Source organism: Paraperibacillus esterisolvens, from assembly GCF_046237625.1.
GTDB classification, from domain to species: Bacteria; Bacillota; Bacilli; order Bacillales; family DSM-1321; genus Paraperibacillus; species Paraperibacillus esterisolvens.
On record NZ_CP143545.1, the window covers coordinates 81,262 to 95,000 of the forward strand.

General features: G+C 49.7%; 6 protein-coding genes, 9 tRNA genes and 5 rRNA genes (1 of these 20 running past the window's edge). All 20 read left to right on the forward strand.

Going from position 1 to position 13,739, the window contains the following annotated elements; genetic code table 11:
* Nucleotides 1-92: 92 nt before the first annotated feature.
* Nucleotides 93-926, forward strand: a complete 834-nt coding sequence (folP, locus tag V1501_RS00405; RefSeq protein WP_409290947.1) for a dihydropteroate synthase — start codon at nucleotides 93-95, stop codon at nucleotides 924-926.
* Entirely contained in the window at nucleotides 919-1,284 is a 366-nt protein-coding gene (gene folB, locus V1501_RS00410; RefSeq protein ID WP_409290948.1) for a dihydroneopterin aldolase, read from the forward strand. Before folP ends, folB begins: the two co-directional genes overlap by 8 nt.
* Nucleotides 1,281-1,808 carry a 2-amino-4-hydroxy-6-hydroxymethyldihydropteridine diphosphokinase gene (gene folK / locus V1501_RS00415; protein WP_409290949.1) on the forward strand — a complete coding sequence of 176 codons (528 nt, stop codon included), beginning with the start codon at nucleotides 1,281-1,283 and terminating at the stop codon, nucleotides 1,806-1,808. Before folB ends, folK begins: the two co-directional genes overlap by 4 nt.
* Nucleotides 1,760-1,966 carry a helix-turn-helix domain-containing protein gene (locus V1501_RS00420; protein ID WP_409290950.1) on the forward strand — a complete coding sequence of 69 codons (207 nt, stop codon included), beginning with the start codon at nucleotides 1,760-1,762 and terminating at the stop codon, nucleotides 1,964-1,966. Before folK ends, V1501_RS00420 begins: the two co-directional genes overlap by 49 nt.
* Nucleotides 1,967-2,005: 39 nt before the next feature.
* Nucleotides 2,006-2,989: a tRNA dihydrouridine synthase DusB gene (dusB, locus tag V1501_RS00425; RefSeq protein ID WP_409290951.1), complete on the forward strand. Its 984-nt coding sequence runs from the start codon at nucleotides 2,006-2,008 to the stop codon at nucleotides 2,987-2,989.
* A 164-nt stretch (nucleotides 2,990-3,153) separates the two neighbouring features.
* Complete coding sequence (gene lysS, locus V1501_RS00430) at nucleotides 3,154-4,638, forward strand: lysine--tRNA ligase (protein WP_409293191.1); 1,485 nt, start codon at nucleotides 3,154-3,156, stop codon at nucleotides 4,636-4,638.
* A gap of 408 nt (nucleotides 4,639-5,046) precedes the next feature.
* A 16S ribosomal RNA gene (locus V1501_RS00435) occupies nucleotides 5,047-6,597 on the forward strand.
* Nucleotides 6,598-6,870: 273 nt separating this feature from the next.
* A 23S ribosomal RNA gene (locus tag V1501_RS00440) occupies nucleotides 6,871-9,819 on the forward strand.
* 79 nt (nucleotides 9,820-9,898) lie between these two features.
* A 5S ribosomal RNA gene (gene rrf / locus V1501_RS00445) occupies nucleotides 9,899-10,015 on the forward strand.
* Between the two features lie 12 nt (nucleotides 10,016-10,027).
* Nucleotides 10,028-10,103 (forward strand) — tRNA-Val (locus tag V1501_RS00450).
* Nucleotides 10,104-10,117: 14 nt separating this feature from the next.
* Nucleotides 10,118-10,193: transfer RNA gene (locus tag V1501_RS00455), tRNA-Thr, on the forward strand.
* 83 nt (nucleotides 10,194-10,276) lie between these two features.
* Nucleotides 10,277-10,352 (forward strand) — tRNA-Lys (locus tag V1501_RS00460).
* A gap of 17 nt (nucleotides 10,353-10,369) precedes the next feature.
* Nucleotides 10,370-10,451, forward strand: a tRNA-Leu gene (locus V1501_RS00465).
* A gap of 10 nt (nucleotides 10,452-10,461) precedes the next feature.
* Nucleotides 10,462-10,536: transfer RNA gene (locus V1501_RS00470), tRNA-Gly, on the forward strand.
* An 11-nt stretch (nucleotides 10,537-10,547) separates the two neighbouring features.
* Nucleotides 10,548-10,636 (forward strand) — tRNA-Leu (locus V1501_RS00475).
* Nucleotides 10,637-10,648: 12 nt separating this feature from the next.
* Nucleotides 10,649-10,725 (forward strand) — tRNA-Arg (locus tag V1501_RS00480).
* Between the two features lie 6 nt (nucleotides 10,726-10,731).
* Nucleotides 10,732-10,808, forward strand: a tRNA-Pro gene (locus V1501_RS00485).
* Nucleotides 10,809-10,823: 15 nt separating this feature from the next.
* Nucleotides 10,824-10,899 (forward strand) — tRNA-Ala (locus tag V1501_RS00490).
* Nucleotides 10,900-10,998: 99 nt separating this feature from the next.
* Nucleotides 10,999-12,549 (forward strand): 16S ribosomal RNA (locus V1501_RS00495).
* A 445-nt stretch (nucleotides 12,550-12,994) separates the two neighbouring features.
* A 23S ribosomal RNA gene (locus V1501_RS00500) occupies nucleotides 12,995-13,739 on the forward strand; it runs 2,204 nt beyond the window's last position.
* Together the 16S, 23S and 5S rRNA genes with 9 tRNA genes alongside form the textbook arrangement of a ribosomal RNA operon.

Genomic DNA, 13,739 nt, shown 5'->3' on the forward strand with positions numbered 1-13,739 from the left:
CGGCTTCCGGCCGAGTTTTTTATTGGCCAAATATATAGTAATATAAATGAGAAGAGCCATTTAATTCGCATTTTATCAGCTTGGAGGTACTTATGGAACAAATCATTGAATGCGGTCCCTATACACTTGACTACGGCCGCAAGACCATCATTATGGGTATCGTGAATGTAACGCCAGATTCCTTCTCGGATGGCGGAAGATACAGAAACATAGATTCTGCACTTCGGCATGCTGAACAGCTGATTGCGGATGGCGCGGATATACTTGATATCGGCGGAGAATCCACACGCCCCGGTCATGAACGGATTTCAGATGAAGAAGAGATGGAAAGAGTCATTCCTGTCATTGAAGCCGTTTCCAGGTCCCTTGAGATCCCCATTTCCATAGATACCTATAAGTCAGCAGTCGCGGAGGCAGCAGTTAAAGCTGGTGCCCATGTTATCAATGATATTTGGGGCGGAAGGGCAGATGAAAAGATGGCGCCGCTGGCGGCTGAATCAGGTGTGCCCATCGTGCTGATGCATAATCGGACTGACCTGACGTACAGCCATTTTATCAGGGATGTGTTAAGTGATTTATTTAATTCAATAAATAAAATGAAGCAGGCGGGAGTAGCGGACCAAAATATCATACTCGACCCTGGCATCGGTTTTGCCAAGGATTTTGATTTGAATCTTGAAATGATGAGAAACCTGGATAAGCTAACTTCACTTGGATATCCAGTCCTGCTTGGTACATCTCGCAAAGGGTTTATCGGGCAGATTCTTGATCTCCCTCCCGATGAAAGAATGGAAGGCACAGGAGCTACTGTATGTTATGGGATCCAGCAGGGATGCCAGCTGGTCCGGGTCCACGATGTAAAAGGGATAGCCCGGATGGCCCGAATGATGGATGTTATGATGGGGAAAGGGGAATGGGATGGATAAAATATTTGTTCAGGGAATGGAGTTCTATGGTTATCATGGCGTATTTCCGGAAGAAACCCGCCTCGGGCAGAGGTTTAGAGTTGATCTGACCGTAGAAGCAGATTTAAGGAGAGCGGGAAATAGTGACGATCTCCACGATTCTGTCAGCTATGCCGACCTCTTTAATGTAACGAAAAGCATAGTGGAGGGAGAGCCGTATAAGCTGATAGAAGCAGTCGCGGAAAAAATATCAGAAGCGGTTCTCGGTGGATTTGACAGGATTCAAAGCTGTACTGTCAAAGTGATAAAACCTGATCCTCCCATCCCCGGGCGGTATGATTTTGTTGCAATCGAAATTAAGAGAGCCCGTGAATCATGAACCATACAGCCTATCTGTCCCTTGGCTCTAATATAAAGGATCGGCTCGAGCATCTTACCTCGGCTGTCCGGTCGCTTGCAGGTGATCCTTCTGTCCGTGTAGCCAAAGTTTCCTCCATTTATGAAACAGATCCTGTTGGCTATACAGGACAGGATTGTTTTTTAAATATAGCGGTAGAGGTAAAAACTTTTCTAAGCCCCGCAGAATTGCTTGAGAAGTGTCAATCCATTGAGCGGGAACTTGGGAGAAAAAGGGTAATAAGGTGGGGACCAAGGACAATAGACCTTGACATTTTGCTGTATAATCACGAAAATATTGAAACAGAGAGTCTTTCAGTTCCACATCCGAGAATGCATGAAAGAGCATTTGTCCTTGTTCCGTTATTGGAGTTAAATCCATCACTTAAGGATCCTGTCAGCCAGACGCTTTTGGCAGACTTCCTTGAGGCTATTCCTGATAAAGAGGGAGTTCGATTATGGAAGCAGAAAAGTGGGGCAGACGTATTCGCGCCTTTCGAAAGCTGAAAGGCTTTACGCAAGAAGAATTCGCAAGGAAAATTGGAGTTTCTGTTTCCCTGCTGGGGGAAGTCGAGAGAGGAAATCGCATGCCTTCAGAAACCATGCTCGGAACCGTCTGCGAAATGCTGAACATCTCACTAGAAGAACTGCGGCCGCATGAATAGCAGGCATCTTAATATATATGATTCAAAAGGAGGACCACCGTGTTAAAAATCGGCAATATCGAGATGAAGAACCAGGTAGTTCTTGCACCAATGGCCGGTATCTGTAATTCCGCTTTCCGCCTTACAGTCAAAGAGTTTGGCGCCGGGCTTGTCTGTGCGGAAATGATCAGTGACAAGGGCATTGTCCTAAAAAATGAAAAAACGATGAATATGCTTTATATCGATGAGCGGGAAAAGCCGCTTTCCCTCCAGATATTCGGAGGGGAAAAGAATACCCTTGTAGAAGCGGCCCGTTTTGTCGATAAGAATACTAATGCCGATATTATCGATATTAATATGGGATGCCCCGTACCGAAAATCACAAAGTGTGACGCTGGTGCGAAGTGGCTTCTGGATCCGGATAAAATTTATGAAATGGTCTCCTCAGTAGTGGACGCTGTAGACAAGCCGGTAACTGTAAAAATGCGGATGGGCTGGGATGCAGAGCATATCTATGCTGTCCGAAATGCCCAGGCTGTAGAGCGGGCGGGCGGAAGCGCCGTTTCCCTGCACGGAAGAACACGCGTTCAGATGTATGAAGGGCAGGCGGACTGGAATATCATCCGTGAAGTGAAGCAGTCGGTCAGCATCCCTGTTATCGGTAACGGAGATGTAGAGACGCCTCTGGATGCAGAACGCATGCTGAAGGAAACGGGAGCCGATGGCGTCATGATCGGCCGGGCGGCACTCGGTAATCCATGGATGATTTATCAGACAGTAAACTACCTTCAGACTGGCGAATTGGCTGGCGAACCATCAATCAGAGAGAAGATTGATGTATGTGTGCTCCACCTGGACCGCCTGATCAATCTTAAAAGTGAATATATCGCTGTCCGGGAAATGAGAAAGCATGCTGCCTGGTATTTAAAAGGAATCAAAGGGCATGCAAGGGTACGTAATTTTATCAATGAATCCGAAACCAGAGAACAGCTCGTTTCAATATTATACAGCCTGGCAGAGGAAGCATCCGTTAAGCCTGCCTGATTGACAAGTACCGCTTATTTTCCTATAATACCCATTAATACAGACTGCCAGATGTATCTGGCAGTTTTTGTATTGTAAAGTGCCTTACATAAACAGATTACTTTGTGTAAAATAAATTGTATTCGTAATTATAATAGCCCATTAATTGAGATATGGAGTTGATCATAGTGAGTGAAGAATTAAATGACCAGCTGATGGTCAGGCGGGAAAAAATGCAGAGCATGGCTGAAGGTGGAATCGATCCATTCGGAAAGCGCTATGAGCGCACCCACCTTTCGGATGAAATCACAGCGTCTTACGAAGACCTTTCGAAAGAAGAGCTGGATGAGAAAGAAATAAGTGTAACAATCGCCGGCCGGATTATGACTAAACGCGGGAAAGGTAAAGCCGGCTTCGCCCATATCCAGGATTTAACCGGCCAGATACAAATCTATGTGCGGCAGGATGCAGTTGGAGAAGAACAGTATGAAACGTTCAACTCTGCAGATCTTGGGGACCTGATCGGGATTACAGGCACTGTCTTCAAGACAAAGGTCGGGGAACTTTCCATAAAAGCTAACGAACTTACTTTCTTAACCAAAGCGCTTCGTCCGCTGCCGGATAAATTCCACGGACTTAAGGATGTAGAGGAACGGTACAGGAAGCGTTATGTAGATCTCTTAACAAATCCTGACAGTAAAAAGACTTTCATTCTGCGCAGCCGTATCATCCAATCCATGAGAAGGTACCTGGACAGCCATGGCTATCTTGAAGTAGAAACGCCTATGATGCACTCCATTGCCGGCGGAGCATCTGCCCGTCCATTCATTACCCATCATAATACACTGGATATGACCCTTTATATGCGTATAGCCATCGAACTTCATCTGAAGCGTTTAATAGTAGGCGGTTTAGAAAAGGTATATGAAATCGGAAGAGTATTCAGAAATGAGGGTGTATCCACCCGGCATAATCCAGAATTCACAATGATCGAGCTGTATGAGGCGTATGCCGACTACGGTGATATTATGAGCCTGACTGAAAACCTGATAGCCCACATTGCCCAAGAAGTCCTGGGAAGCACAACAGTTCAATATGGCGATTATGAAGTAGATCTAAAGCCGGAATGGACAAGGCTTCATATGGTGGATGCGATCAAGGAGCATACAGGAGTTGACTTCTGGGAGAATATGAGCGGCGAGCAGGCAAGAGAGCTTGCGAAGGTACATGGTGTAGAGGTTAAAGATACGATGGAATTCGGACATGTAGTCAATGAATTCTTTGAGCAAAAAGTAGAAGACAAGCTGATTCAGCCAACCTTCATATTCGGCCATCCGGTAGAAATATCGCCATTGGCCAAAAAAAATGTAGAAGATTCCAGGTTCACAGACCGTTTCGAACTATTTATCGTAGGTCGTGAGCATGCGAATGCATTCACAGAGCTTAATGATCCGATAGACCAGCGCCAGCGGTTTGAAGCACAGCTCAAAGAGCGCGAGCAAGGGAATGATGAGGCGCACGAAATGGATGAAGACTTTATCGAGGCCCTCGAATACGGCATGCCGCCGACTGGAGGCCTGGGCATCGGCATCGACCGCCTGGTCATGCTGCTGACAAATTCGCCATCCATCAGGGATGTTCTGTTATTCCCATTGATGAGACACCGTTAATATGGGGCACTCTCCTTCTGAAGGAGGGTGCTTTTGTCTTTATTATCGAGGAAAAACATCCTTTTAATTAAAGGAGCGGAAATTCAATTAACATCATTGAATTTTTTGAATTTATGTACTTCTTATGTTCGATAAAAACTTACGAAAAAGCTATTGCCGAGATTATGATATGGTGTTATATTTATATCTGTCGTTAAAACACGGCCGCTGAAAAAACGATTTGAAAAATAACTTAAAAAAGTTATTGACGAAATGTTGAATCGGTGATAATATTAATAAGCTGTCAAAAACAGCCGGTTAATAAAAAAAAAATTGTTCTTTGAAAACTGAACGAAACAAGACGCCAGTTACTTCCTATTATGGAAGTAAACAAAACAAGTTTTAAACTTTATGAGCTATATCGAACACTTTTCGGAGAGTTTGATCCTGGCTCAGGACGAACGCTGGCGGCGTGCCTAATACATGCAAGTCGAGCGGATGGATGGGAGCTTGCTCCCTGAAGTCAGCGGCGGACGGGTGAGTAACACGTGGGCAACCTGCCCTTGAGATCGGGATAACTTCGGGAAACCGGAGCTAATACCGGATAGGTCTTTCCCTCACATGAGGGAAAGAGGAAAGACGGTTTCGGCTGTCACTCAAGGATGGGCCCGCGGCGCATTAGCTAGTTGGTGGGGTAACGGCTCACCAAGGCCACGATGCGTAGCCGACCTGAGAGGGTGATCGGCCACACTGGGACTGAGACACGGCCCAGACTCCTACGGGAGGCAGCAGTAGGGAATCTTCCGCAATGGACGAAAGTCTGACGGAGCAACGCCGCGTGAGTGAAGAAGGTTTTCGGATCGTAAAACTCTGTTGTCAGGGAAGAACAAGTGCCATAGTAACTGATGGCACCTTGACGGTACCTGGCCAGAAAGCCACGGCTAACTACGTGCCAGCAGCCGCGGTAATACGTAGGTGGCAAGCGTTGTCCGGATTTATTGGGCGTAAAGCGCGCGCAGGCGGTCTTTTAAGTCTGATGTGAAAGCCCACGGCTCAACCGTGGAGGGTCATTGGAAACTGGGAGACTTGAGTGCAGAAGAGGAGAGTGGAATTCCACGTGTAGCGGTGAAATGCGTAGAGATGTGGAGGAACACCAGTGGCGAAGGCGACTCTCTGGTCTGTAACTGACGCTGAGGCGCGAAAGCGTGGGGAGCGAACAGGATTAGATACCCTGGTAGTCCACGCCGTAAACGATGAGTGCTAAGTGTTAGAGGGTTTCCGCCCTTTAGTGCTGCAGCTAACGCATTAAGCACTCCGCCTGGGGAGTACGGCCGCAAGGCTGAAACTCAAAGGAATTGACGGGGGCCCGCACAAGCGGTGGAGCATGTGGTTTAATTCGAAGCAACGCGAAGAACCTTACCAGGTCTTGACATCCTCTGACACTCCTAGAGATAGGACGTTCCCCTTCGGGGGACAGAGTGACAGGTGGTGCATGGTTGTCGTCAGCTCGTGTCGTGAGATGTTGGGTTAAGTCCCGCAACGAGCGCAACCCTTGATCTTAGTTGCCAGCATTCAGTTGGGCACTCTAAGGTGACTGCCGGTGACAAACCGGAGGAAGGTGGGGATGACGTCAAATCATCATGCCCCTTATGACCTGGGCTACACACGTGCTACAATGGATGGTACAAAGGGCAGCAAAGCCGCGAGGCCGAGCGAATCCCATAAAGCCATTCTCAGTTCGGATTGCAGGCTGCAACTCGCCTGCATGAAGCCGGAATCGCTAGTAATCGCGGATCAGCATGCCGCGGTGAATACGTTCCCGGGCCTTGTACACACCGCCCGTCACACCACGAGAGTTTGTAACACCCGAAGTCGGTGGGGTAACCTTTATGGAGCCAGCCGCCTAAGGTGGGACAGATGATTGGGGTGAAGTCGTAACAAGGTAGCCGTATCGGAAGGTGCGGCTGGATCACCTCCTTTCTAAGGAAAAAGCGATCTTGTTTCGTTCAGTTTTGAGGGAGCATTCCTTCAAAACCTGAAAATAAATTAGAAGCGGGCTATTCGAAAGAAGAGCAGCGTTTGTCATTTATTTTTTCGTTCTTTGAAAACTAGATAACAATATAAGGCAAAAATGATTTGCGTCATTTTACCGCATCGAGTAATAAACCGAGTTAAGTTTTATTGTTTTATTATAGGTCGATGATTCAAGACCTGACAGCCCTTCGGGCTTAGGGGAAGAACATCAGCCGAATTGGTTAAGTTAGAAAGGGCGCACGGTGAATGCCTTGGCACTAGGAGCCGATGAAGGACGGGACTAACACCGATATGCTTCGGGGAGCTGTAAGTAAGCTTTGATCCGGAGATTTCCGAATGGGGAAACCCACTGTTCGTAATGGAACAGTACCTTCACCTGAATTCATAGGGTGATGGAGGCAGACCCGGGGAACTGAAACATCTAAGTACCCGGAGGAACAGAAAGCAAATGCGATTTCCCAAGTAGCGGCGAGCGAAACGGAATGTAGCCCAAACCGAAAGGCTTGCCTTTCGGGGTTGTAGGACACTCTATACGGAGTTACAAAGGAACGGGGTAGACGAAGAGACATGGAAAGGTCCGTCGAAGAAGGTAACAACCCTGTAGTCGAAACTTCGTTCCCTCCAGAGTGGATCCTGAGTACGGCGGGACACGTGAAATCCCGTCGGAAGCAGGGAGGACCATCTCCCAAGGCTAAATACTACCTAGTGACCGATAGTGAACCAGTACCGTGAGGGAAAGGTGAAAAGCACCCCGGAAGGGGAGTGAAAGAGATCCTGAAACCGTGTGCCTACAAGTAGTCAGAGCCCTATGTCCCTTTTGGGAAACGGGTGATGGCGTGCCTTTTGTAGAATGAACCGGCGAGTTACGATTTCATGCAAGGTTAAGTTGATGAGACGGAGCCGCAGCGAAAGCGAGTCTGAATAGGGCGAATGAGTATGAGGTCGTAGACCCGAAACCAGGTGATCTACCCATGTCCAGGGTGAAGTTCAGGTAACACTGAATGGAGGCCCGAACCCACGCACGTTGAAAAGTGCGGGGATGAGGTGTGGGTAGCGGAGAAATTCCAATCGAACCTGGAGATAGCTGGTTCTCTCCGAAATAGCTTTAGGGCTAGCCTCAAGTGTTAAGAGTCTTGGAGGTAGAGCACTGATTGGACTAGGGGCCCATCTCGGGTTACCGAATTCAGTCAAACTCCGAATGCCAATGACTTTTCCTTGGGAGTCAGACTGCGAGTGATAAGATCCGTAGTCAAAAGGGAAACAGCCCAGACCACCAGCTAAGGTCCCAAAGTATACGTTAAGTGGAAAAGGATGTGGAGTTGCTTAGACAACCAGGATGTTGGCTTAGAAGCAGCCACCATTTAAAGAGTGCGTAATAGCTCACTGGTCGAGTGACTCTGCGCCGAAAATGTACCGGGGCTAAACGTATCACCGAAGCTGTGGGTGGACACCTAGGGTGTCCGCGGTAGGAGAGCGTTCTAAGGGCTGAGAAGCCAGACCGGAAGGACTGGTGGAGCGCTTAGAAGTGAGAATGCCGGTATGAGTAGCGAAAGAAGGGTGAGAATCCCTTCCACCGAATGCCTAAGGTTTCCTGAGGAAGGCTCGTCCGCTCAGGGTTAGTCGGGACCTAAGCCGAGGCCGAAAGGCGTAGGCGATGGACAACAGGTTGATATTCCTGTACCACCTATTCATCGTTTGAGCGATGGGGGGACGCAGTAGGATAGGGTAAGCGCGCTGTTGGATTAGCGCGTCCAAGCAGTTAGGCTGAAAACGAGGCAAATCCCGTTTTCACATAAGCTGAGCTGTGATGGCGAGGGAAATTTAGTACCGAAGTTCCTGATTCCACACTGCCAAGAAAAGCCTCTAGCGAGATGAAGGGTGCCCGTACCGCAAACCGACACAGGTAGGCGAGGAGAGAATCCTAAGGTGTGCGAGAGAACTCTCGTTAAGGAACTCGGCAAAATGACCCCGTAACTTCGGGAGAAGGGGTGCTCATCTGGGTGAATAGCCCGGATGAGCCGCAGTGAATAGGCCCAGGCGACTGTTTAGCAAAAACACAGGTCTCTGCGAAGCCGCAAGGCGAAGTATAGGGGCTGACGCCTGCCCGGTGCTGGAAGGTTAAGGGGAGAGGTTAGCGCAAGCGAAGCTTTGAACTGAAGCCCCAGTAAACGGCGGCCGTAACTATAACGGTCCTAAGGTAGCGAAATTCCTTGTCGGGTAAGTTCCGACCCGCACGAAAGGCGTAACGATCTGGGCACTGTCTCAACGAGAGACTCGGTGAAATTATACTACCTGTGAAGATGCAGGTTACCCGCGACAGGACGGAAAGACCCCGTGGAGCTTTACTGCAGCCTGATATTGAATTTTGGTACAGCTTGTACAGGATAGGTAGGAGCCTTTGAAGCCGGAGCGCCAGCTTCGGTGGAGGCATCGGTGGGATACTACCCTGGCTGTATTGAAATTCTAACCCGCGCCCCTTATCGGGGCGGGAGACAGTGTCAGGCGGGCAGTTTGACTGGGGCGGTCGCCTCCTAAAGAGTAACGGAGGCGCCCAAAGGTTCCCTCAGAATGGTTGGAAATCATTCGCAGAGTGTAAAGGCACAAGGGAGCTTGACTGCGAGACCTACAAGTCGAGCAGGGACGAAAGTCGGGCTTAGTGATCCGGTGGTTCCGCATGGAAGGGCCATCGCTCAACGGATAAAAGCTACCCCGGGGATAACAGGCTTATCTCCCCCAAGAGTCCACATCGACGGGGAGGTTTGGCACCTCGATGTCGGCTCATCGCATCCTGGGGCTGTAGTCGGTCCCAAGGGTTGGGCTGTTCGCCCATTAAAGCGGTACGCGAGCTGGGTTCAGAACGTCGTGAGACAGTTCGGTCCCTATCCGTCGTGGGCGCAGGAAATTTGAGAGGAGCTGTCCTTAGTACGAGAGGACCGGGATGGACGCACCGCTGGTGTACCAGTTGTCTTGCCAAAGGCATCGCTGGGTAGCTATGTGCGGACGGGATAAGTGCTGAAAGCATCTAAGCATGAAGCCCCCCTCAAGATGAGATTTCCCATAGCGTCAAGCTAGTAAGATCCCTGAAAGATGATCAGGTAGATAGGTCTGAGGTGGAAGCGTGGCGACACGTGGAGCTGACAGATACTAATCGATCGAGGACTTAACCTATCTTGTTTATACTCGAAAACGTAATGCAGATCAGCCTTTGTTATCTAGTTTTGAAGGAACGAAAGTTACTTCATATCTGTCTGGCAGTTATGGCAAAGAGGCCACACCCGTTCCCATCCCGAACACGGAAGTTAAGCTCTTTAGCGCCGATGGTAGTTGGGGGCTCTCCCCCTGTGAGAGTAGGACGCTGCCGGGCAGGTTATTATATGGAGGATTAGCTCAGCTGGGAGAGCATCTGCCTTACAAGCAGAGGGTCGGCGGTTCGATCCCGTCATCCTCCACCATATATCCTTTCTGTGCCGGTGTAGCTCAATTGGTAGAGCAACTGACTTGTAATCAGTAGGTTGGGGGTTCAAGTCCTCTTGCCGGCACCATTTTTTACCTCTTGTATCTTTATGTGAGCAGCAGTACAATAGATTTTGCTGCTGATTAATAAAGTTCTCAATTTTACTTGAGCGAGCCATTAGCTCAGCCGGTAGAGCATCTGACTTTTAATCAGAGGGTCGAAGGTTCGAATCCTTCATGGCTCACCATCTTTTCTTAATAACATGCGGGTGTGGCGGAATTGGCAGACGCACTAGACTTAGGATCTAGCGCCTTACGGCGTGGGGGTTCGACTCCCTTCACCCGCACTTTTGTCTTGCGGAAGTAGTTCAGTGGTAGAATACAACCTTGCCAAGGTTGGGGTCGCGGGTTCGAATCCCGTCTTCCGCTCCAGTCTTTTTCACGCCGGGGTGGCGGAACTGGCAGACGCACAGGACTTAAAATCCTGCGGTAGGTGACTACCGTACCGGTTCGATTCCGGTCCTCGGCACCATAAATACAAATTGCGCCCGTAGCTCAATTGGATAGAGCGTCTGACTACGGATCAGAAGGTTATGGGTTCGACTCCTTTCGGGCGCGCCATATATACGGGAAGTAGCTCAGCTTGGTAGAGCACTTGGTTTGGGACCAAGGGGTCGCAGGTTCGAATCCTGTCTTCCCGACCATTCCTTTTTTACTTCGGGGCCTTAGCTCAGCTGGGAGAGCGCCTGCCTTGCACGCAGGAGGTCAGCGGTTCGATCCCGCTAGGCTCCACCAAAGATTGTTCTTTGAAAACTGAACGAAACAAGACGCCAGTTACTTCCTATATGGAAGTAAACAAAACAAGTTTTAAACTTTATGAGCTATATCGAACACTTTTCGGAGAGTTTGATCCTGGCTCAGGACGAACGCTGGCGGCGTGCCTAATACATGCAAGTCGAGCGGATGGATGGGAGCTTGCTCCCTGAAGTCAGCGGCGGACGGGTGAGTAACACGTGGGCAACCTGCCCTTGAGATCGGGATAACTTCGGGAAACCGGAGCTAATACCGGATAGGTCTTTCCCTCACATGAGGGAAAGAGGAAAGACGGTTTCGGCTGTCACTCAAGGATGGGCCCGCGGCGCATTAGCTAGTTGGTGGGGTAACGGCTCACCAAGGCCACGATGCGTAGCCGACCTGAGAGGGTGATCGGCCACACTGGGACTGAGACACGGCCCAGACTCCTACGGGAGGCAGCAGTAGGGAATCTTCCGCAATGGACGAAAGTCTGACGGAGCAACGCCGCGTGAGTGAAGAAGGTTTTCGGATCGTAAAACTCTGTTGTCAGGGAAGAACAAGTGCCATAGTAACTGATGGCACCTTGACGGTACCTGGCCAGAAAGCCACGGCTAACTACGTGCCAGCAGCCGCGGTAATACGTAGGTGGCAAGCGTTGTCCGGATTTATTGGGCGTAAAGCGCGCGCAGGCGGTCTTTTAAGTCTGATGTGAAAGCCCACGGCTCAACCGTGGAGGGTCATTGGAAACTGGGAGACTTGAGTGCAGAAGAGGAGAGTGGAATTCCACGTGTAGCGGTGAAATGCGTAGAGATGTGGAGGAACACCAGTGGCGAAGGCGACTCTCTGGTCTGTAACTGACGCTGAGGCGCGAAAGCGTGGGGAGCGAACAGGATTAGATACCCTGGTAGTCCACGCCGTAAACGATGAGTGCTAAGTGTTAGAGGGTTTCCGCCCTTTAGTGCTGCAGCTAACGCATTAAGCACTCCGCCTGGGGAGTACGGCCGCAAGGCTGAAACTCAAAGGAATTGACGGGGGCCCGCACAAGCGGTGGAGCATGTGGTTTAATTCGAAGCAACGCGAAGAACCTTACCAGGTCTTGACATCCTCTGACACTCCTAGAGATAGGACGTTCCCCTTCGGGGGACAGAGTGACAGGTGGTGCATGGTTGTCGTCAGCTCGTGTCGTGAGATGTTGGGTTAAGTCCCGCAACGAGCGCAACCCTTGATCTTAGTTGCCAGCATTCAGTTGGGCACTCTAAGGTGACTGCCGGTGACAAACCGGAGGAAGGTGGGGATGACGTCAAATCATCATGCCCCTTATGACCTGGGCTACACACGTGCTACAATGGATGGTACAAAGGGCAGCAAAGCCGCGAGGCCGAGCGAATCCCATAAAGCCATTCTCAGTTCGGATTGCAGGCTGCAACTCGCCTGCATGAAGCCGGAATCGCTAGTAATCGCGGATCAGCATGCCGCGGTGAATACGTTCCCGGGCCTTGTACACACCGCCCGTCACACCACGAGAGTTTGTAACACCCGAAGTCGGTGGGGTAACCTTTATGGAGCCAGCCGCCTAAGGTGGGACAGATGATTGGGGTGAAGTCGTAACAAGGTAGCCGTATCGGAAGGTGCGGCTGGATCACCTCCTTTCTAAGGAAAAAGCGATCTTGTTTCGTTCAGTTTTGAGGGAGCATTCCTTCAAAACCTGAAAATAAATTAGAAGCGGGCTATTCGAGGAAGCTTTAACGAATGAACACCGGAGTGTACTTCACGTACATGAGGATGTGAATGAGTGAAGCTGACGAAGAAGAGCGGCGTTTATCATTTATTTTCATCGTTCTTTGAAAACTAGATAACAATATAAGGCAAAAATGATTTGCGTCATTTTACCGCATCGAGTAATAAACCGAGTTAAGTTTTATTGTTTTATTATGGTTCGATGATGAAGCGAAACTTCTCCGGCCTTCAGAGGCTGAGGAGGAGCGAGTTATTCGAGGAAGCGATCGAGTGAACACCGGAGCGTACTTTACGTACGTGAGGATGTGAACGAGTGAACTGACGAAGAAGAACGAAGCTTATCGTCAGCCGGATTTATGGTTAAGTTAGAAAGGGCGCACGGTGAATGCCTTGGCACTAGGAGCCGATGAAGGACGGGACTAACACCGATATGCTTCGGGGAGCTGTAAGTAAGCTTTGATCCGGAGATTTCCGAATGGGGAAACCCACTGTTCGTAATGGAACAGTACCTTCACCTGAATTCATAGGGTGATGGAGGCAGACCCGGGGAACTGAAACATCTAAGTACCCGGAGGAACAGAAAGCAAATGCGATTTCCCAAGTAGCGGCGAGCGAAACGGAATGTAGCCCAAACCGAAAGGCTTGCCTTTCGGGGTTGTAGGACACTCTATACGGAGTTACAAAGGAACGGGGTAGACGAAGAGACATGGAAAGGTCCGTCGAAGAAGGTAACAACCCTGTAGTCGAAACTTCGTTCCCTCCAGAGTGGATCCTGAGTACGGCGGGACACGTGAAATCCCGTCGGAAGCAGGGAGGACCATCTCCCAAGGCTAAATACTACCTAGTGACCGATAGTGAACCAGTACCGTGAGGGAAAGGTGAAAAGCACCCCGGAAGGGGAGTGAAAGAGATCCTGAAACCGTGTGCCTACAAGTAGTCAGAGCCCTATGTCCCTTTTGGGAAACGGGTGATGGCGTGCCTTTTGTAGAATGAACCGGCGAGTTACGATTTCATGCAAGGTTAAGTTGATGAGACGGAGCCGCAGCGAAAGCGAGTCTGAATAGGGCGAATGAGTATGAGGTCGTAGACCCGAAACCAGGTGA

What these genes read in the sequence shown, in the direction of transcription:
- folP (WP_409290947.1), top strand. Translation starts at nt 93, where the DNA reads ATGGAACAAATCATTGAATGCGGTCCCTATACACTTGACTACGGCCGC.
- folB (WP_409290948.1), top strand. Translation starts at nt 919, where the DNA reads ATGGATAAAATATTTGTTCAGGGAATGGAGTTCTATGGTTATCATGGC.
- folK (WP_409290949.1), top strand. Translation starts at nt 1,281, where the DNA reads ATGAACCATACAGCCTATCTGTCCCTTGGCTCTAATATAAAGGATCGG.
- V1501_RS00420 (WP_409290950.1), top strand. Translation starts at nt 1,760, where the DNA reads ATGGAAGCAGAAAAGTGGGGCAGACGTATTCGCGCCTTTCGAAAGCTG.